16 protein-coding genes and 1 pseudogene are annotated in these 18812 nt (G+C 66.2%); 4 read left to right on the forward strand and 13 right to left on the reverse strand.

The features are described from left to right. Positions 1–14: 14 nt before the first annotated feature. The 4 genes from AC5RTE_RS07880 to AC5RTE_RS07895 form a co-directional block, all read right to left on the reverse strand. Entirely contained in the window at positions 15–2885 is a 2871-nt protein-coding gene (locus AC5RTE_RS07880) for an FtsK/SpoIIIE family DNA translocase (protein ID WP_494040844.1), read from the reverse strand. 135 nt (positions 2886–3020) lie between these two features. Further along, positions 3021–4712 (reverse strand): ribonuclease J, encoded by a 1692-nt coding sequence (locus AC5RTE_RS07885; protein ID WP_494040845.1) that lies wholly within the window; start codon positions 4710–4712, stop codon positions 3021–3023. A gap of 41 nt (positions 4713–4753) precedes the next feature. After that, entirely contained in the window at positions 4754–5662 is a 909-nt protein-coding gene (gene dapA / locus AC5RTE_RS07890) for a 4-hydroxy-tetrahydrodipicolinate synthase (protein WP_494040846.1), read from the reverse strand. Positions 5663–5941: 279 nt separating this feature from the next. After that, positions 5942–6304: a hypothetical protein gene (locus tag AC5RTE_RS07895; RefSeq protein ID WP_494040847.1), complete on the reverse strand. Its 363-nt coding sequence runs from the start codon at positions 6302–6304 to the stop codon at positions 5942–5944. Between the two features lie 85 nt (positions 6305–6389). Here AC5RTE_RS07895 and AC5RTE_RS07900 point away from each other — a divergent pair, with 85 nt between their 5' ends. Next, complete coding sequence (locus AC5RTE_RS07900) at positions 6390–7625, forward strand: heparan-alpha-glucosaminide N-acetyltransferase domain-containing protein (protein ID WP_494040848.1); 1236 nt, start codon at positions 6390–6392, stop codon at positions 7623–7625. Between the two features lie 46 nt (positions 7626–7671). Here the strand turns inward: AC5RTE_RS07900 and AC5RTE_RS07905 are convergent, their stop codons facing one another. The 7 genes and pseudogenes from AC5RTE_RS07905 to AC5RTE_RS07935 all read right to left on the reverse strand — a co-directional run bounded on the left by AC5RTE_RS07905 (position 7672) and on the right by AC5RTE_RS07935 (position 13298). Further along, positions 7672–8148, reverse strand: a complete 477-nt coding sequence (locus AC5RTE_RS07905; RefSeq protein WP_494040849.1) for a hypothetical protein — start codon at positions 8146–8148, stop codon at positions 7672–7674. A 2-nt stretch (positions 8149–8150) separates the two neighbouring features. After that, complete coding sequence (gene dapB / locus AC5RTE_RS07910) at positions 8151–8921, reverse strand: 4-hydroxy-tetrahydrodipicolinate reductase (protein ID WP_494040850.1); 771 nt, start codon at positions 8919–8921, stop codon at positions 8151–8153. Between the two features lie 131 nt (positions 8922–9052). Continuing rightward, the gene (locus AC5RTE_RS07915) at positions 9053–9532 is read right to left on the reverse strand and encodes a molybdenum cofactor biosynthesis protein MoaE (RefSeq protein WP_494040851.1); all 480 of its coding nucleotides are present in this window, start codon (positions 9530–9532) and stop codon (positions 9053–9055) included. After that, positions 9522–10046, reverse strand: coding sequence for a MogA/MoaB family molybdenum cofactor biosynthesis protein (locus AC5RTE_RS07920; RefSeq protein WP_494040852.1), 525 nt, complete (start codon positions 10044–10046; stop codon positions 9522–9524). The genes AC5RTE_RS07915 and AC5RTE_RS07920 overlap by 11 nt, the downstream gene beginning before the upstream one ends. Further along, entirely contained in the window at positions 10043–10537 is a 495-nt protein-coding gene (gene moaC, locus AC5RTE_RS07925; RefSeq protein ID WP_494040853.1) for a cyclic pyranopterin monophosphate synthase MoaC, read from the reverse strand. The genes AC5RTE_RS07920 and moaC overlap by 4 nt, the downstream gene beginning before the upstream one ends. Continuing rightward, positions 10525–11832: a molybdopterin molybdotransferase MoeA gene (locus tag AC5RTE_RS07930; RefSeq protein WP_494040854.1), complete on the reverse strand. Its 1308-nt coding sequence runs from the start codon at positions 11830–11832 to the stop codon at positions 10525–10527. The genes moaC and AC5RTE_RS07930 overlap by 13 nt, the downstream gene beginning before the upstream one ends. A 21-nt stretch (positions 11833–11853) precedes the next feature. Then, positions 11854–13298 (reverse strand): annotated as a pseudogene (locus AC5RTE_RS07935) (molybdopterin-dependent oxidoreductase). A 318-nt stretch (positions 13299–13616) separates the two neighbouring features. Here AC5RTE_RS07935 and moaA point away from each other — a divergent pair. The 3 genes from moaA (at position 13617) to AC5RTE_RS07950 (ending at position 16844) form a co-directional block, all read left to right on the forward strand. Further along, positions 13617–14741 (forward strand): GTP 3',8-cyclase MoaA, encoded by a 1125-nt coding sequence (gene moaA, locus AC5RTE_RS07940; RefSeq protein WP_494040855.1) that lies wholly within the window; start codon positions 13617–13619, stop codon positions 14739–14741. A 5-nt stretch (positions 14742–14746) separates the two neighbouring features. Beyond that, positions 14747–15013, forward strand: coding sequence for a MoaD/ThiS family protein (locus AC5RTE_RS07945; protein ID WP_494040856.1), 267 nt, complete (start codon positions 14747–14749; stop codon positions 15011–15013). 61 nt (positions 15014–15074) lie between these two features. Beyond that, a complete protein-coding gene (locus AC5RTE_RS07950; protein ID WP_494040857.1) occupies positions 15075–16844 on the forward strand; it encodes an HNH endonuclease signature motif containing protein in 1770 nt (589 codons plus the stop codon). 14 nt (positions 16845–16858) lie between these two features. On the opposite strand, the gene AC5RTE_RS07955 is transcribed toward AC5RTE_RS07950, so the two are convergent. Together AC5RTE_RS07955 and AC5RTE_RS07960 are read right to left on the reverse strand one after the other, a co-directional pair. After that, positions 16859–17374, reverse strand: a complete 516-nt coding sequence (locus AC5RTE_RS07955; RefSeq protein ID WP_494040858.1) for a DUF1579 domain-containing protein — start codon at positions 17372–17374, stop codon at positions 16859–16861. Between the two features lie 62 nt (positions 17375–17436). Continuing rightward, a complete protein-coding gene (locus AC5RTE_RS07960; protein ID WP_494040859.1) occupies positions 17437–18780 on the reverse strand; it encodes a M16 family metallopeptidase in 1344 nt (447 codons plus the stop codon). Between the last annotated feature and the right edge of the window lie 32 nt (positions 18781–18812).

An 18812-nucleotide genomic window follows, 5' to 3' on the forward strand; every position in this document is an offset into this window, starting at 1 on the left:
TCTTCGGAGCCGTCCTAGTCGTCATAGCCGCCCGGCGCGGAGTCCGAGCCGTCGTAATATTCAACATTCTGCTTCCGCTGGTCCAGGTCCGCGGCCACGAGATCTTCCGCATAGCCGCCCTGGGCGATGTTGGAGTTGGCGTTGTCGCTGAGGGCTGCAGTCTGGGCGTCCGGCGTTTTCGGCGCCTCCTGGCCCTTCATGGCGGCAAGGACCGGGGCAAGGTCGTCCGGCTTCACGAGGACATCGCGGGCTTTGGAACCTTCGGAGGGACCCACCACGCCCCGGGATTCGAGCAGGTCCATCAGGCGGCCTGCCTTGGCGAAACCAACCCGCAGCTTCCGCTGCAGCATGGACGTGGAGCCAAACTGTGTGGTGACCACCAGTTCGGTGGCCTGCAACAGCACTTCGAGGTCGTCCCCGATGTCGTCATCGATCTGCTTCTTGGGGGCTTCGGCGGCGACGTCATCGCGGTAGGTGGCCTGGAGCTGTCCCTTGACGTGTTCGACAACCTTGTGGATTTCCGACTCCGTGACCCAGGCGCCCTGGACGCGCATGGCCTTGGAAGCGCCCATGGGCAGGAAGAGGGCGTCACCCTGGCCAATTAGCTTTTCCGCGCCCGGCTGGTCAAGGACCACGCGGGAGTCGGTGACGGAGGAGGTGGCAAAAGCCATCCTGGAGGGAACGTTGGCCTTGATCAGGCCGGTGACGACGTCAACGGAGGGACGCTGGGTGGCCAGGACCAGGTGGATGCCCGCGGCGCGGGCGAGCTGGGTGATACGGACGATCGAGTCTTCCACGTCGCGGGGCGCCACCATCATGAGGTCCGCGAGCTCGTCCACGATCACCAGCAGGTACGGGTACGGGCGGATGACGCGCTTGGAGTCAACCGGCGGGTGGACCTTGCCCGCGCGGACGGCCTTGTTGAAGTCGTCGATGTGCTTGAAGCCGTAATTGGCGAGGTCGTCGTACCGGGCGTCCATCTCGCGGACCACCCACTGGAGCGCCTCGGCGGCCTTCTTGGGATTGGTGATGATGGGCGTGATGAGGTGCGGGACGCCTTCGTAGGCGGTGAGTTCCACGCGCTTGGGGTCCACCATCACCATGCGCACCTCGTCCGGGGTGGCGCGCATGAGGATGGAGGTGATCATCGAGTTCACGAAGGAGGACTTACCGGCACCGGTGGCGCCGGCCACCAGCAGGTGGGGCATCTTGGCGAGGTTGGCCACCACGTATCCGCCCTCAACGTCCTTGCCTACACCCATCACCATAGGGTGGTCGGTGCGGCGGGCGTTCTGGCTGCGCAGCACGTCGCCCAGGGAGACGGTCTCACGGTCCGTGTTGGGGATCTCGATGCCGATGGCGGATTTGCCCGGGATGGGGCTGAGGATCCGCACGTCGCTGGAGGCCACTGCGTAGGAGATGTTCTTGGACAGCGCGGTGACCCGTTCCACCTTGGTTCCCGGGGCCAGTTCGATCTCATAGCGGGTGACGGTGGGTCCGCGGCTGAAGCCTGTCACGGTGGCGTCGACGTTGAACTGTTGAAGGGTGTCGGTCAGGGCGGCGACGACGGCGTCGTTGGCTTCTGTGCGCTCCTTGGGGATTGAGCCCGGCGTCAGGTAGTCCGAGGCAGGGAGGGTGTAGGTGACGTCGCCGGCGAGGGACAGCTGTTCGGTCCGCTGCGGGATGGGGATGGGAGGTGGAGCGGGGGCTACAGGGTTGGAAGGCACGGTGGGGGCCGCTGAGCCGGCCTGTCCGCCGGGGGCGGACATGCCCGGAGTGATCATCGGGATGGCTTCGGTGGCGTTCTCCTCGGCTGGCGCGGAAGCACCGGCACCCAGTCCCTGGGCCGCCTTGATTTTCTCGACGGCGATCTCCGCCTGGGTGGGACGGCGTACGCCCGGGGCGGGGCGGGGCGGCTGGGGCTCGTCGTCGTCGATGACGGCGTGCTCGAAGGCTTCGTCGCCTACATAGCCTTCCAGGCCGGCGTCGGCGTCCTCGTCCTTGCCGAACAGGCGGCGCTTCTTCTTCTTGGGTGCGGCCGGCGGGGTCCGCTCAAGGTAACTGCGGTCGTGGCGGTCGCTGTCCTTTTCCTGGTCCAGGAGGTCGATCCCCATGAGGTGCTCGTACGCGCTGCGCAGGCGCCGCGGGATGGCGGTGAACGGAGTGGCGGTGACGATAAGCAGGGAGACGAAGGCCAGCAGCCCGTAAAAAACCAGGGGGACGGCCGGATGGATGGCGGCCAGTGGCGAAGCGCCCAGGAATCCCAGCATGCCGCCGGCCTGGCGGAGCCCGTCAAAACCTTGGGCGACAGTAGGCTGGCCACCCAAAACGTGGGCCAGGCCGCAGCCGGCGAAGGCCATGATGAGGAAGCCGATGCCCACCCGGTTGTTGCCCCGCCCGTCAGAGGGGTGGCGGAAGAGCCGGAAGGCACAGACAAAAAGCATCAGCGGGAGCAGCAGTGAGATCCAGCCGAAGGTACCGTTCACCACGCTGTAGACGGCGTCCGGGAACCAGCCGGTAAGTCCCCACCAGGCGAAGGTGGCGATGAAGACACCCAGTGCCAGGTTGAAGAGGGCGGCACCGTCGCGGCGCTCGTCGGCCGGAAGGTCGCTGACATCATGGCCGATGCGGCGCACTCCCCCGCCGACAAGGTGGCCCATGCCCAGCCATGCTCCGCCCACTACCCGCAGCAGCCAGGGCTGGTGCTGTTCGACGGCGGGAAGCTGGCGGGTCCGCGCCGTACCGGAGCTCCCGCTCCGCCCGGATTTGGCTGCGGTGGTTTTCGCTGCGGTGGAGCCGGAACTGCGGCCGCCGGAACTGCCGGATTTGCTGCCGGAGCCGGCCCTGCTGGAACCATTGGGCGCGGAAGTAGTACGAGTGGCCATACCAGCCACGGTACCGGAACAGGGCCGGTTTTCCGGGGATTTGGGGGCTGGACGGTATGTGGGCGGGAGGCTTAAACGCCGCCGGCCCGTACCCCCGTTCAGGCGGGAGTACGGGCCGGAGCCGGTGCCGGGCTCTTAGGCCTCAAGCACCACGGGGATGATCATGGGCTTGCGGCGAAGCTTGCGGTTGACCCAGGTACCCACCACGCGGCGGACCACCTGCTGGAGCTGGTGGCTGGTGTGGTCCGCGTGGTTCAAGACGGCTTCCTCCAGCGCGGCGTTGATTTTCGGAACAATGTCATCGAAGACGGAATCATCTTCTGCCACACCGCGGGCGTGGATCTCGGGCCCGGACACCACCTTGCCGGTGGTCCGGTTGACGACGGTGATGATGGAGATGAATCCCTCATCGCCGAGGATGCGGCGGTCCTTGAGGTCCGCGTCGGTAATTTCGCCAACGCTGGAGCCATCGACGTAAACGAAGCCCACTTCGACCTGGCCCACGACGTCTGCCCGGTGGTCCTTGAGGTCAATTACAGTGCCGTTGTCAGCAAGGATGACGCTGGCTTCCGGAACACCGGATTCGATGGCGATCCTGCCGTTCGCGATCAGGTGGCGGGTTTCACCGTGCACCGGCATTGCGTTGAGGGGCTCCAGGATGTTGTAGCAGTACAGGAGCTCGCCTGCAGCAGCGTGCCCGGAGACGTGCACCTTGGCATTGCCCTTGTGGATGACGTCGGCGCCGAGCTTGAGCAGTCCGTTGATAATCCGGAAGACGGCGTTTTCATTGCCCGGGATGAGGCTGGACGCGAGGATGACGGTATCGCCGTCACCCACCACCACGCGGTGGTCCCCGTTTGCCATCCGGGACAGCGCAGCCATCGGTTCACCCTGGGAACCGGTGGACATCAGCACCACGCGGTTGTCCGGCAGGTTGTCGATGTTCTTGATGTCAACGATCAGCCCGGGCGGAACATCAAGGTAGCCGAGCTTTTCGGCGATGGCCATGTTGCGGACCATGGAACGGCCCACGAAAGCCACCTTGCGGTTGTGCTTGGCGGCCGCGTCCAGGACCTGCTGCACCCGGTGTACGTGGGAAGAAAACGATGCCACGATGATCCGCTTGGTGGCCTGGCCGAAGAGCCGCTCCAGCGTGGGGCCGATTTCCTTTTCCGCGGTAGTGAAACCGGGGATGTCTGCGTTCGTGGAGTCAGACATGAAAAGGTCTACGCCTTCTTCGCCGAGTTTGGCGAAGTGGCGCAGGTCGGTGATGCGGCCGTCAAGGGGAAGCTGGTCCATCTTGAAGTCACCGGTGTGCAGGACGGTGCCGCCCGCGGTGCGGATGAACACGGCCAGGGCGTCGGGAATCGAGTGGTTGACAGCCACGAACTCGCATTCGAAGGGGCCAAACTTCTCCACCTGGCCTTCCTCGACCGTGAGGGTGTAGGGCCGGATGCGGTGCTCCTGCAGCTTGGCCTCGATCAAGGCAAGCGTCAGCTGCGAGCCCACCAGCGGGATGTCACTGCGGAGGCGCAGCAGGTAGGGCACGGCGCCGATGTGGTCCTCGTGCCCGTGGGTGAGGACCACGGCCACGATGTCGTCCAGCCGGTTCTCGATGTAGGAGAAGTCAGGCAGGATCAGGTCGACGCCGGGCTGGGTTTCCTCCGGGAAGAGGACGCCGCAGTCCACAATCAGCAGCTTGCCGTCTATCTCGAACACGGCCATGTTCCGGCCGATCTCCCCCAGTCCGCCCAGCGGTACGATCCGCAGCGTGCCCTGGGGCAGGCGCGGAGGGGTGACAAGGCCGGTTAGGGCGATTTGGGTCATATTGCACTACTTTCCAGGCGGAAGGGTGCCGGTCTCAGCCCTCAGGAAAAGACCAGCCCCGCTTCCGCCAAATCCCCGCGGATGGTTTCGATCTCGGCTTCGTCCGGCTCCACGAGGGGCAAACGGACAATCGAGTTGGGCAGGACTCCCTGCCATTTAAGAATCTGTTTGGCCGCAACGGCCCCCTGGACCCTGGTCATGGTGGCGCGGACCACGGGCTGGAGCTCAAAGTTGAGCTTCCGTGCGGTTTCAAGGTCGTTGGCGTTGACCGCATCAATGAGGTCCCGGAACTGGCGGGTGGCCACGTGCGTGGTGACGCCGACAAGGCCCACGGCACCCAGTGCCATCCACGGCAGGGTCAGTCCGTCGTCGCCGGAGTAGAAGTGCAAGTCGGTCTCGGCCATAACGCGGGTGGCGGCAACAAAATCGGCCTTGGCATCTTTGACGGCCACAATGTTGGGGTGCTGCGCCAGGCGGATCATGGTTTCGGGTTCGATCGCAATGGAGGACCGGCCGGGGATGTCGTAAAGCATCACGGGAACATCGGCGGCGGTGGCGATGGTTTCGAAGTGTGCCCGCAGGCCTGACTGGCTGGGCTTGTTGTAGTACGGGGTCACCAGCAGGATGCCGTCGACGCCGAGCGCCGCCGCCTGCCGGGAGAGGTGCACCGAGTGTGCGGTGTCGTTGGTTCCGGTGCCGGCGATGATCGCCGCCCGGCCTCCGACTGCTTCCTTCACGGCACGGAACATGCCGAGGTTTTCTTCGTCCGTAAGGGTGGAGGTTTCACCTGTGGTTCCGGTGACCACCAGGCCGTCGCAGCCGTCGTCCACGAGCTTGGAGGCCAGTTCCGCTGCCTGCTGGTAATCCACTGTCCCGTCCTTTGCGAACGGCGTGACCATGGCGGTCAGGAGGGTGCCAAGGGCAGGGATGCGCGCGGAAGTGTCAGCCATGGAAAAAACGTTACCCTGTCCCCGGCGGGTTAGGACAATAGGGGCGGCGTGATGAACGTCAAACAGCCGGTTTCCGGCATGTGTTGCAGGTGAACCTTGAAGGCCGATTGTTACTCCCGTCCGGATGAATGGCCACCAATGCCAGCCGGGCTGTGCCATCACTTTCGCGGTAGGAGCCCAACACGGCTGTAATTCCGGTTCGACGGCACACCTCACGGACATCGCCGAGGAGGTGCCTGCCACGCTTCCATCCCAGGCAGCCGTCCTCTGCAACGCGCTTCAGCCGCTGTGGCCTTTTCCAGCGCGCGGCGGCTCCCCCGCGCCCGGATTGCAATACTTGCCGACCGCGGCCTGCCGCAGCCCCTCCGCCCACGCAGTCAACCGTTGGGCTGCCCTGACGTAGTGGAACAGTTCAACCGGAGTCAGGGCGTCGATATCCGTCTCGCCGAGCCGGCGGGCCAGTTCTGCCCCCTCCGGCTGCGCGGACAGGCTGACGCCTTCCCTTTCCCACTGGACATCTTCCGAAGACTTTCCAGCCACCAGCTGGCGGAAGAGGTAGTCAACCACGCCGGGACTCATGGCCTTCAGTGGCCCGGCGTGGGGAAAATCCGAGGCGGGGATTTCGGGTGATGGGGTTTGCATGCCGCCAATATTATTCGAACGTATATTCGAATACAAGGTCTGCACTCCGACAGCTCAGATCAAGGCGGTGTGAGACGATCTGGTCATGACCTCCCGTAATGCCGCCACCTCAAGGGCGGCTGCCGCCGCCCGTGCCGTCCCGGGCAGGCTCCACGGCATCGACGCAGCACGGGGGCTGGCCCTGCTGGGAATGATGGCCACTCACCTGCTCCCCACGTTCGAGTCAAACGCCGACCTTACCCCCACCTGGGTCGGCCTGACCTTTTCGGGCAGGGCAGCTGCGCTCTTTGCAGTCCTTGCAGGAGTCGGCCTCGCCTTGTCCACGGGAAAGCACAAGCCGCTGGATGGTTCCAGCCTTTCGGCAGCGAGGCGCGGAATAGCCTTGCGGGCCCTGGTGATTGCCGCCGTCGGGCTGACCTTGGGTGGCCTCGAGGTGAACCTGGCAATCATCCTGGTCCACTATGCGGTGCTCTTCCTGTGTGTCCTGCCGTTCCTGGGGATGCAACTCAGGCCGCTCCTGGTCTGGGCGGCGGGCTGGATCCTGGCCTCGCCGGTACTGGCATACCTGCTGCGCCCCTGGCTGCTGGCGGCGAACCCCCCGCTGAGGCTGGGACACAATCCCTCCTGGGAGGACCTGTCAACGCCTGCCCGGCTCTTGGCCGACCTCCTGTTGACGGGTTACTACCCCGTTCTCCAGTGGCTGTCCTATCTGCTGGTGGGGCTCGTCGTCGGCCGCCTGATGCTCCACAGGCCGTTGGTCCCCTGGGTGCTGCTGGCGGGCGGCACGGTGATTGCTGTGCTCGCCAAGGCCCTGGGCACTGCGACCATGGAGGAGTGGGGCGGCCGGGCCGCCCTTGAAAAGCTGCTGGACTCCCCCGGCTACCCGCTGCACAACGTTCTGCAGGTCAACCTGACGGGCATCCCGCAGGAGGGGTCCTGGTGGTGGCTGGCGTCCGCTGCGCCCCACTCGGGCACCCCGCTTGACCTGCTGCATACCTCAGCGGTGGCGGCGGCGGTGATTGGGGCCTTCCTCCTGCTGGGCAGGCTGGCCGAGTGGGTGGCCCTGGACCTGCTGCTGCCCCTGCGTGGTGCGGGCGCCATGACCCTGACCCTGTATTCCGTCCACGTATGGGTGGCGTCGGCTTTCTACCTGAAGCCGCTCCCCGCCGGCTGGACGGAGGACGCAATGTATTTCGCCCAGGCTGCCAGTGCAGTGATGGTGGGGATCGTGTTTGTGCTGCTGAAGTGGCGCGGGCCCCTGGAATGGCTCGGGCACGCCGCGAACCAAGTTGGCCGGGGCGGCGTCAAAGCCATCCGCTAGCGCACGCCCCTCCCGCGGGCACCAGTACGGCGTTTGATCGATAGGGCTAGGCCGGAACGCCCCTGAAGAGCTTGACGGCGTCGCGCATGGCGGCGCGGGCGCGCTTGCGGTCGCCGGCGGCGTCGTAGGCGCAGCTGAGGCGGAACCAGGACCGCCAGTCCTCCGGTGCCGCTTCCGCTTCCGCCCGGTACTTTTCAAACTCGGCATCGGCAGCGGAACGGACTATCCGGCCTGCAGGTGTCCTGGGCAGCTCGTCCACCGGAAGCCCGCCTTCAGCCTCGAGGACTTTGGCCATCTGCTCGGTGCGGGCCCCGAACATCAGTTCCCGGACGAGCGCCCAGGCACCGATCACCGGCAGCACGAGGTAGGCCGCTCCGATGGCCACAGCGGCAGGATTGCTGTCTGTCAGCAGCAGGACCGAGCGCTGGAAAGACACCACCAGGTAAAAGACCAGGAGCAGGGTTACCGCCCCTACCCAAATCTTCGTGCGGTTCTTTCGGAAGCCGGCGAGCACTCCGCCCACGGCTAAAGCCCCAGGTCCAGGTAGCCGTCCAGGCCCACGGTCAACCCTGGGTGCGCGGCGACATTGCGCAGGCCAAGCAGCACGCCGGGCATGAAGGACGCGCGGTCAAAGGAATCGTGGCGCAGGGTCAGCTGCTCGCCGGCGCTGCCGAGGAGAACCTCCTGGTGGGCGACGAGGCCGCGAAGCCTGACGCTGTGGACCCGCACACCGTCCACCACGCAACCGCGTGCACCGGCGAGTTCACTGGTGGTGGCGTCAGGGCTTGGCGGAACCTGCGCGGCGCTGCGTTCGGCGGCGATCAATTGCGCGGTGCGGACTGCGGTGCCCGACGGCGCATCCACCTTGTCCGGGTGGTGCAGTTCGATGATTTCCACGGATTCGAAGTACCTGGATGCCTTCGCGGCGAAAGCAGAGGCCAGCACCGAGCCGAGGGCAAAGTTGGGTGCGATGAGCACACCGGCCTCCGGGTGGCGGGCCAGCAGGTCCTCAAGCGCGGACAGCTTGCCGTTGTCCCAACCGGTCGTGCCCACGACAGCGTGCATGCCGTGTTCGACGGCGAAGCGAACGTTCGCTTCCGTGCTTTCCGGGACCGTCACGTCCACCACGAAGCGGGCACCTGCAGCGGCGAGCTGGTCCAGCGAGTCACCCCTGCCCAGGGCGGCCACGAGCTTCATGTCCGGGGCGGCTTCAACGGCTTTAACTGCTTCGGCGCCCATGCGCCCGGTCGCGCCCAGCACGGCAACGGGCAAGGGCGCGGAAAATTGTTCGGTCATGGCGTTAACCCTACCGGTGGGCCTGCGGGGCACGGGAACCGCGGAGTGTGCGTTACCTCGCAGGAACCCGTAAACCACAATGACAATGCCGGGACACCGGGTGGGTCCGGCAGTCAAGGAGCACGGCAGCGTCAGCTACCTGCGCCCACCCATTCCACCGTTCCGTCGGTGAAGAACTGTTCCTTCCAGATGGGAACCTGTTCCTTGATCCTGTCCACCAGCTCTGAGCAGACCGCGAACGCCTGGCCCCGGTGGGCTGCCGACACGGCACACACCAGCGCCGGGTCCCCGATGTCCAGCATGCCGATCCGGTGGGCCGCCCAGATCCGCACGGGCCGGGAGGAAGTGGCGGCGCCGCTCCCGCCCTGTTGGGCATGCTGTTCGGCAACCAGGCGCGCGACGACGTCGGCCATCGCCTGGTGAGCCGTGGGGTGAGCGGTGTAGCTAAGGCGCTCAACTGCCTTGCCGCCGTCGTGGTTCCGCACGACGCCGCTGAAGCTGACCACCGCACCCGCGGTGTCACTTTCCACTGCCGCGATGGCCTGGTCAACGGAAATGGGTTCCGCGCTCAGGACAGCGTTGACAACCTCGAATACTGTTTCAGTGCCCATGTCCGCCTTCCAATTGGTCGCACAGGTGCCCGATCACCGGGTCCAGGACGCTCAGTCCGTCCATGACCCCTTTAGGTGAGCCGGGCAGGTTGATGATGAAGGTCTCGCCGGCGGCGCCGGCGTAGCCGCGGCTAAGGGCCGCCAGCGGTGTCTTCGCTGCCCCGGCGCGGCGGACCGCTTCCATAATGCCGGGGATCTCGCGGTCCAGCAGCGGCAGCGTGACATCCGGGGTGCGGTCGTCCGGGCTCAGGCCCGTGCCTCCGCTGGTGATCACGACGGCGGGGCGCTGGGTCAGCAGGGCCCGGATGGCTGCGCCTACCGGCTCGCCGTCGGGAACCACCATGGCCGGAAACACGTCAAAGCCGTGTTCGGTGAGCCAGTCGGTGATCACGGGGCCGGTTTCGTCGCCGTAGATTCCGGCGGCGGCCCTGGTGGAGGCGATGACGACGCCGGCCTTTCGGCCCTGTACGTCTCCGTGGCGGTGGGGTTCGGGGGCGTTGGGAGTGCTGGTCACAGCGTCCAGTCCCCGCTCTTGCCGCCGCTTTTGGCCAGTACCTTGATGTCGTCCAAGACGGCGTGCTTGTCGACGGCCTTGATCATGTCATAGACGCTCAGGGCCGCGACGGAGGCTGCCGTGAGCGCTTCCATTTCCACCCCGGTCACGCCGCGGGTCTTAACCGTGGCCAGGATCGAGACCGCATCGGTGGCGAGCTGGAAGTCCACGGTGACCTTGGACAGCGGCAGCGGATGGCACAGCGGGATCAGTTCGGGGGTCTTTTTGGCGGCCATGATTCCGGCTACACGTGCCACGGCCAGGGCGTCGCCCTTGGGCAGGCCGCCGGAGCCGAGCAGACCCATGACCTCCGCGGTGGTGCGGACCGTGGCGGTGGCGGTGGCCTCCCGGGTGGTTTCGGCTTTGGCGGAGACATCCACCATCTGGGCGCTGCCGTCCTGGCGCAGGTGCGTCAGTGCGGCCGGGGATTGTTCTGCATTCACAGCATCCATACTTCCACCTCCGCCCCTGCCGCGAGCGCGTCCACTCCATCAGGGACATGGACCAGCACATTGGAACCGGCGAGCGCATGCATCAGGTGCGAACTATCCCCGCCCTGGAGCTCCACGGTTCCGTCGGGCTGGAGGGTGCCGCGGCGGACCTGGTGCTTATGCGCGGGCGACGTCAGGGGATGCCGAAGGCGGGCGCGGAGGGGCAGGCGCGGCGCGGGAGCACCAAACAGGCTTGCCAGGACGGGGCGGAGGAACATCTCAAAGGAAACCAGGCAGCTGACGGGGTTGCCCGGGAAACCCAGGAAGGGCCGCCCTTCGAAGCTGCCGATCCCCTGCGGGCCGCCCGGCTGCATGGCCACATGCAGGAACTCCACCGGCTGGTCCTCCATGGCCTGCCGCACCACCTCGTACGCGCCTTTGCTGACGCCGCCGGTGGTGACAATGAGATCCGTTCCGTCTCCTTCGGTCCGCAGCAGCGTGCGAAGCGCCTCGGGGTTGTCGGCGGCGATTCCCGCGCGGCGCACCTGCAGTCCTGCCTGCTTCATGGCAGCTTCGAGGAGCGTGCCGTTGGAATCGTAAATTTTGCCAACGGGAAGTTCCTTGCCCGGTTCCACCACTTCGTCCCCGGTGGTCACCAGCAGTACGGTCAGGGCTTGACGGACTGCCACTTCCGGGATGCCCAGCGCCGCCAGCAGTCCCAGCTGGGCAGGGCCCAGGCAGGTGCCTGCCGCCAATGCTGTTCCACCTGCCCCCACGTCGCTTCCGGCAGCCCGCACGAAGGTGCCCGCCGCTGCCGGTGGCAGCTTTACCGTTGTCTGCTCACCGTGGGGCAGGAAACGGTCAGGAACGGCCCGCTCGATAGGGACGACGGCGTCGGCCCCCTCGGGGAGCATCGCCCCTGTCATGATCGGAGCGGCCATCCCAGGTTCAAGGGGTGCAGGGCTGGCGCCCGCTGGAACGGGAGGCATAACCCGCAGTTCCGCGCCGCCGTCGGGGACGTCCGCGGAACGAATGGCAAAACCGTCCATCTGTGAATTGGCGAAGGGCGGCAGGCTGATGGGAGCGCGGACGTCGCTGACCAGTCCCCGGCCGAGGGCCGCGTGCAGTGGCAGCGCTTCGGTCCTGTCCGGTGACTGCAGCGGGCGCAGCAGTTCGACGACGGCGGCGGCGTGCTCAGCGACGGACCTTGCCTGGTGCCGGGGTTGACGCCCGTTATGCCCGGCTTGGTGGCTATGGTGCTCTGCCTGCTCTGCTGTTGGGCGCAGGGATGTTCCATGCGGTTGAGGGCTGGTCATGGTTCCGCCTTCAGTGGGCCATCAGGGTTTCACGTCCACTCTAATGGTGTGCAGCCCTGTTGCTCCGTCGGGCGCAACAGGCCTGCTCTGCTCGTCCTGTGCCTGGCCTGCGAGAGTTGTGGCGCGGTCCTGGACCTCGTACTGCCCTTCAACCAGTTCCATGCCGAGCTTCCATTGGTACCAAGTGTCCGGCGAGATGCCTTCCGCCAGGTCAGCCTGTTGCCACGGCCCACGGTTCACGCGGAGCTCCACCCGTCCGATGCCTGCGTGCTGCGCCCAGGCGACGCCGCCGAACATCACAGTGCCCGCCTTCACCGCCCGGCCGCTGCGGGGCACGTCAATCCGTGACGAGCATTTGATGGGACCCCGCTCCGACCAACCCCTCGGTGTCCAATAGGCAACATCATCGGTGAACCTGGTGACCTTAAGCTCCGTGACCCATTTGGTGGCCGACACGTAACCGTAGAGTCCGGGTACCACCAGCCGTACGGGGAATCCGTGTTCAAGGGGCAGGGGTTCCCCGTTCATTCCGACGGCGAGCAGCGCATCCCTGCCGTCTGTCAGGACCTCCAGCGGCGTCCCGCGCTCCAGCCGTCCACACTTCGGGAGAGCACCATGTCCGCGCCGGGCAGCGGCCCGGCGAGCGCGAGCAGTTCCCGGACCGGCCAGCCCAGCCAGCGGGCGTTGCCTATGAGGTTGCCGCCCACATTGTTGGACACGCATGCAAGGGTCAGGTGGCGTTCAGCCAGGGGCTTTGCCAGGAGTTCCGCGAACGGCAGCTCGACCTCCCTGTCCACCAGTCCGGTTACTTTCAGCACCCAGGTATCCGGGTTTACGGCGGGAACCGTGAGGGCTGTGTCGATACGGTAGAAGTCGGCGTTGGGCGTGACCAGCGGTTGCATGCCCTCGACTTTCGCCTCAGCAGTTGGAGGTATGGCCGGCGCCGCTGAAGCGGGAGTGGGCAGGGTTACGCGGCTCCTGGCTTCGCTAGCCACTGCTGAAGCACCTCGCCACTTCGCTGCCAGCGCTCCGCCGATGACAGTGAACGCGGCTCCTCCTGCCACGGCCTGCAAGAAGCGGCGGCGTGCCGGGTCGGCGTCGGTTCCTCCCGGCGGTTCTTCCCTTCCCCATTCCTGCAGCCGGCCCATCAGGTATCGCAGCAGGACGCAGGCGAGGACGGCAGTGAGGACCGCCAGGGCAGCCGCGATGGCGGTGGTTTGGGCGCGGGTCAAAACGGCTGCCAGGCCAACCAGCCCGCAGGCGGCAACCACCGCGACGCCAACAAAGCGGCGGCGCTGCTCCACCACTCCGGCCAGCACAGCCATCACCAGGGCCATTCCTGCCAGGAGAACCACCTTGTCCGCCGTCCCGAACAGCCCCACGGCCCAGTCCTTCACCGCGGGAGGGACAGCATCGATGACGGCGCCGCCAACAGCGGTCAGCGGCGACAACGACGGACTAAACATGCCAGCCAGCAGCTCGCCCAGCACCACCGCGCTGCCCACCGCCGCACTCCCGGCTGCCGCCGCCCACCCACGGTTCCGGCGTTGCGCTGACCGGGGTGGAGCTGACCGGGGCGGAAACGAAGGCGCCCCGTGCTTTTGCAACCCCGGCCCGCCGTCGAGCGTTGCCTTTGCCTGCCTTGGCTGGGTGGTGTCCACCCTCCCAGCATAGGTTTGCAGAGTCCCCGTGGCGCCGGTCCCGTCCCAGATTCTCCGGCTGCAGCTTTACCTGCGTCCGTCACGAGGTGTGATGCACAACCCAACGTGGCGTAGCCTGAATTCATGAGTGTCCAGCTAGGCATGCCCCAGCCGCGGGAGGAAGCAGCACCCCTGCCCCCGGTTCCCGCTGCCCGCCCCGGCGATGCTCCGGCGGGGCTCACCGACCGCTACGGGCGCCGTGCCACGGACATGAGGCTGTCCCTGACGGACAAATGCAACCTTCGCTGCACCTACTGCATGCCTGCCGAGGGCCTGGAATGGCTGGCGAAACAGGCGGTCATGTCAGCAGAGGAGATTGTCCGTATTGTGCGGATCGGCGTGGAGCAGCTGGGGGTGCGCGAACTGCGGCTCACCGGCGGCGAACCTCTTGTGAGGCACGACCTGGTGGACATCATCTCAGCCCTTCGCAGCAACCACCCCAACCTGCCGATCTCCATGACCACCAACGCCGTAGGGCTTGCGAAAAAGGCGGCAGCGCTAAAGGCTGCAGGCCTGACCCGCATTAACGTCTCGCTGGATTCGCTGCACGAGGAAACCTTCACCCAGCTGACCCGCAGGCCCTTCCTCAACCAGGTGCTGGCCGGGGTGGATGCCGCATGGGCAGCGGGCCTGGGCCCGGTGAAGCTCAACGCTGTCCTGATGCGGGGCATCAACGATGCCGAGGCTTCCTCACTGCTGGCATGGGCCCTGGGGCGTGGCTACGAACTCCGCTTCATCGAGCAGATGCCGCTGGACGCAGACCATGGCTGGACGCGGCGGAACATGATTACGGCGGCCGAAATCCGCGAACTGCTCTCGTCGGAGTTTGTCCTCACCCCGGATCCCCGCGCCCGTGACGGTGCCCCGGCGGAGCGTTTTGAAGTACGACGGCGGGACTCCGCGTCCGCTGGTTCGGCTGGTCCCCTGCTGGGAACAGTGGGGATTATTGCCTCCGTGACCGAACCGTTCTGCTCTGACTGCCGCAGGACCCGGATTACGGCAGAGGGCAAAATCATGAGCTGCCTGTTCTCCCGTGAGGAATTCGACCTGCTGGGCCTGCTTCGCTCCGGTGCTACCGACGACGCTCTGGCCCGGCGGTGGCAGGACGCGATGTGGATCAAACCCAGAGCCCACGGAATGGACCACGTGGGACTTGATGCTCCGGACTTCGTCCAGCCGGACCGCAGCATGAGCGCCATCGGGGGCTGACACTTTTGAACGTACGTTACTTCGCTGCCGCACGCGCCGCTGCAGGGCTTGAGGAAGAGAGCTTCGACCTTGCGCCGGGCTCCACTGTCGCTGATCTGCTGCAAACGGTTCTGTCCGTGGAGCGCCCCGAACCTCCCGCCGGCACTCCCCCGCTGCCCCGCATTTTGTCCCGGAGCAGCTTCCTGCTGAACGAGGTGGCGGTGAGGGACCAGTCTGTAGTTGTGGGTGCAGACGACGTAGTGGATGTCCTGCCTCCTTTCGCTGGAGGCTAGGAACCTCAAGGCCTTCCGGGCGGCCATACTGTGCATCCCGCCTGGAATTGTCGGTGCCTCGATGGATGATGTCGGTATGGAAAACGGCGCGGGGACAGCGGCAGCGATGGAGGGTGTTCATGCCTCCGTGGCCGGCCTGGATGCGCTGTTTCTTGAGGATGCCGCCCTGACCGCTGGCGCCGCTGGTGCCTCTGCCGGTAGCGGTGTTGGTGGCGGAATTGATGTGTTGCAGCGCGCCTACGAGCTCCGGCTGGACCGGCTGGGGCTGCTGTCGAAACTCGAAGCACAAATAGCCGGGCTGAAAGCCCGGGACGCCGCCGAGGCCCTCGACCTCCAACACGCGATGACCCCGCCGGAAGCACCCGTGCACGAACGGACCTACGCCGAAATGTCCGCGATCGAGGAAATCGCCGGCATCCTGACCATCAGCTCCCCCGCAGCCGCAGCGCTCGTCACCCAGTCCCGTCAGCTCTGCACCCTGCCGCTGGCCATGGACGCCCTGTCCTCCGGCACCATCTCGTGGCAACACGCCCGGATCATCGCCGACGAAACCGAGACCCTGGGCCCCGCCGGCGGAACCGCCCTGACCGCGCACTTCCTGGACCCCGACGCACCCAACCCCGCCCGCGGAGCCGCCGCCGGGGACCTGATCCCCTCCCGGTTCCGGGCCAAAGTACGGACCTGGCGCGAACGCCACCACCCCGAATCCCTCGAAACACGCCACAACAAAAGCGCCGCCGACCGGCGGATCGAATACAGCCCGGACCGGGACGGCATGGCCTGGATCTCCGCTTACCTGCCCGCGGATAAAGCCTCTGCACTGTGGAACAACATCACAGCCACCGCCCGCGGCCTGCAAGGACCCAACGAACCCCGCACCCTGGCCCAACTCCGCCCCGACATCCTCTGCAACCGGATACTCCGCCCCCGCGAACCCGGCACACAGGTACCCGGCACGCAGGTACCCGGCGCTCGGGTCCTTCCAACCGGACCCGTTCCCGCCGGGAACGCGGCACCAACCGTTGGCGGCGGGTCAGGGCAGCCAAGCGCTGAAGTGCCCACCCCCCGGACCGAGGTGCTGGTCACCGTCCCGGTGTTCGCGCTCCTAGGCCTCATCGACGAACCCGCCATGCTCGACGGGCACGGCCCCATCCCGGCATCCATGGCCCGGAAACTGGTTGCGGACGGGGCAAACTCCTTCTACCGGGTCCTGGTCGACCCAAGGGATGGGACGCCCCTGGAGATCGGCCGCAAAAGCTACCGGCTCCCCGAAACGATGAAGCGCTGGCTGCGGATGCGGGACGGTAAGTGCACCTTCCCCGGCTGCAACAACCGCACCCCCGACAACGAAACCGACCACCTTCAGGCCTGGCACCACGGCGGAACCACCGGAATCAACAACCTGGCCCAGCTCTGCCCCAAACACCACCGCCTCAAACACAACACCCCATGGGCACCCACACCAGCAACCCGAAACGAACCACCCGGCTGGACCTCACCCACCGGCCGCCACTACAAAAGCGAACAACCCGACCAGGAACCACCACACTGGCCCGCGGCTTTCGCTGGGCGTGAGCCATGGAGTTCGCCAGACGCTTCAACCGACACCCCGACGCCTCTAGCTGAAGGGAGGGACTCGCCACCGCAGTACGAGGAGCCTCCAAGCGTTCAACCTCCGTACGTTCAACCTCCGTACGAAGAACCTTCGGACCAGAACCTCGTCGACGCAGACGACATTCCGCCCGACGATGCTGTGTGGGAGGACTTTTACGCGAAACCATACGTCCTGCCGCCGGATCCGGTAAGGAATTGGGACTTGATCCTGTCCTGAACGGGGCCCGAATGTCAGTCTCTGTTGAACCACGACGTCATGAAGGGGCTGTATGCCGTGCCAGTACCATCAGCGGTTACGCGCTCCGCAAGACCACTTTCCCGTACAGCGTCATCTCCGCGCGGACGCAACTCCGTCACATGGGTCAGCACGTCGCCGTCAACGCGCAGCGTGTGCCGGGTCCACCCTGCACTGCCGTGCCGTTCCACCCGCAGGGCCCCTTCATGCCATAAACAGCGGACCGGTGCGTCCGGCGCCGGGCCGGCGCCGTCCACGTAGTACCACAGGACGTCCTGATGATCCGGATCCACGGTGAACATCCCGTGCCCTTCAAAATGCGCGCCGTCCGGCTCGACATGGCGGTAGCTCTGGACCACCGCGAAACCGCCTGCCACGCGCGTATAGGTTACTTCGGCATCAACAGTACGCTCGGGCCCCCAGGGACCAGCCGCAAGGCGGGTGCTCCCGCGCCAGTGACCGAGGAACGCAGCCAGGGCGCCCGGCAATCCGCCGGACTGCGTCCGTTCCACTGGCCCTCACTTCCGGAGCGTAAGTCCTGCCGTTTGCGGGATGCGTTGTTGTTTTGCCGCGGTCACAGACCGAAAGTTTCCGTCTCCTCGAACGGTCCCACCACGGTCACAGTCCTCGGCGCCGCGGCAAGTTCCGCAGCAAGATCCTGTACCTGCTCGGCCGTGACGGATTTGATCAGCCGCAAGGTCTCGTCGATGTCCTGGTACTCCCCGGAGACGAGCTCTGCCCGGCCCAGCCGGGACATCCGCGACCCGGTGTCTTCCAGGGCCAGGACGATGCCGCCGCCGAGCTGGCCTACAGCCTTGCGCAGCTCGTCCTCTGTGATTCCATGCTCCGCAAGCTTGTCCAATTCCGCGCCGAGCAGTTCCAGGACCTGCCGCACCTTGGACGGGGTGCAGCCCGCGTACATGCCGAAGTAGCCGGCGTCCGCGTAGGAGGAAGCGAAGGAGTAGGTGGAGTAGACCAAACCGCGCTTCTCCCGGATCTCCTGGAAGAGGCGCGAAGACATCCCACCGCCGAGCACGGCGTTCAGGACGCTCATGACATAACGCCGCTCGTCGGTGGCAACGATGGTGGGGCAGCCCATGATGATGTTCGCCTGCTCCACTGCCCGCTTGACCACGTGGAGTCCGGCGGTCCCCGTAATCAGGGCCCGGTCAGTGGAACGCCGCTCCACCGGCGCGGCGTCACTCTTCAGCGACCACCCGGCGGACTCAAGGGCGCTGACCACAAGGTCACAGACGACGTCGTGCTCCAAGCCGCCGGCTGCGGTGATCACCAGCTCATCCGGCCGGTAATACCTCTGGTAGTGCTCCCACACGGAGTCACGGGCCACGGCTTTGATGGCGTCCGGTGTGCCACCGATAGGGCGGCCCAGGGGGTGGCTGCCGAGCACTGCCGAGACAAAGTGTTCGTGCGCGACGTCGGTGGGGTCGTCACTGTCCATGGCGATTTCCTCGAGGATGACGTCCCGTTCCTGCTCCATTTCCGCCGGATCCAGGACGGCTCCGGTGATCATGTCGGCGATGACGTCGATGGCCATGGGCAGGTCCGAGTCCAGGACCCGGGCGAAGTAGCAGGTGCTTTCCTTGGCTGTGGCCGCGTTGGACTCCCCGCCCACCTCGTCAAAGGCCGAGGCGATCTCCAGCGCGGTACGGCGCCTGGTTCCCTTGAACAGGAGGTGCTCGAGGAAGTGGGTGGAGCCGTGCTGTCCCGGGGCCTCGTCACGGGATCCGACGCCCACCCAGAAACCGATGGTGGCCGAGCGCTGGCCAGGCATTGCCTCTGTCAGCACCCGCACTCCCCCGGGCAATACCGAACGCCGGACCTCGGAGCCGCCGTCGGAACCGTGGACCAGGGTGTTGCCGCGGTGGTTCTGCTCGAGCGGCAGGGGTACTACAGTCATTGAGGCCTTTCAAAGGGGCAGCCGGGATCTGG

The sequence above is a fragment of the Arthrobacter sp. K41 genome, from assembly GCF_059089645.1.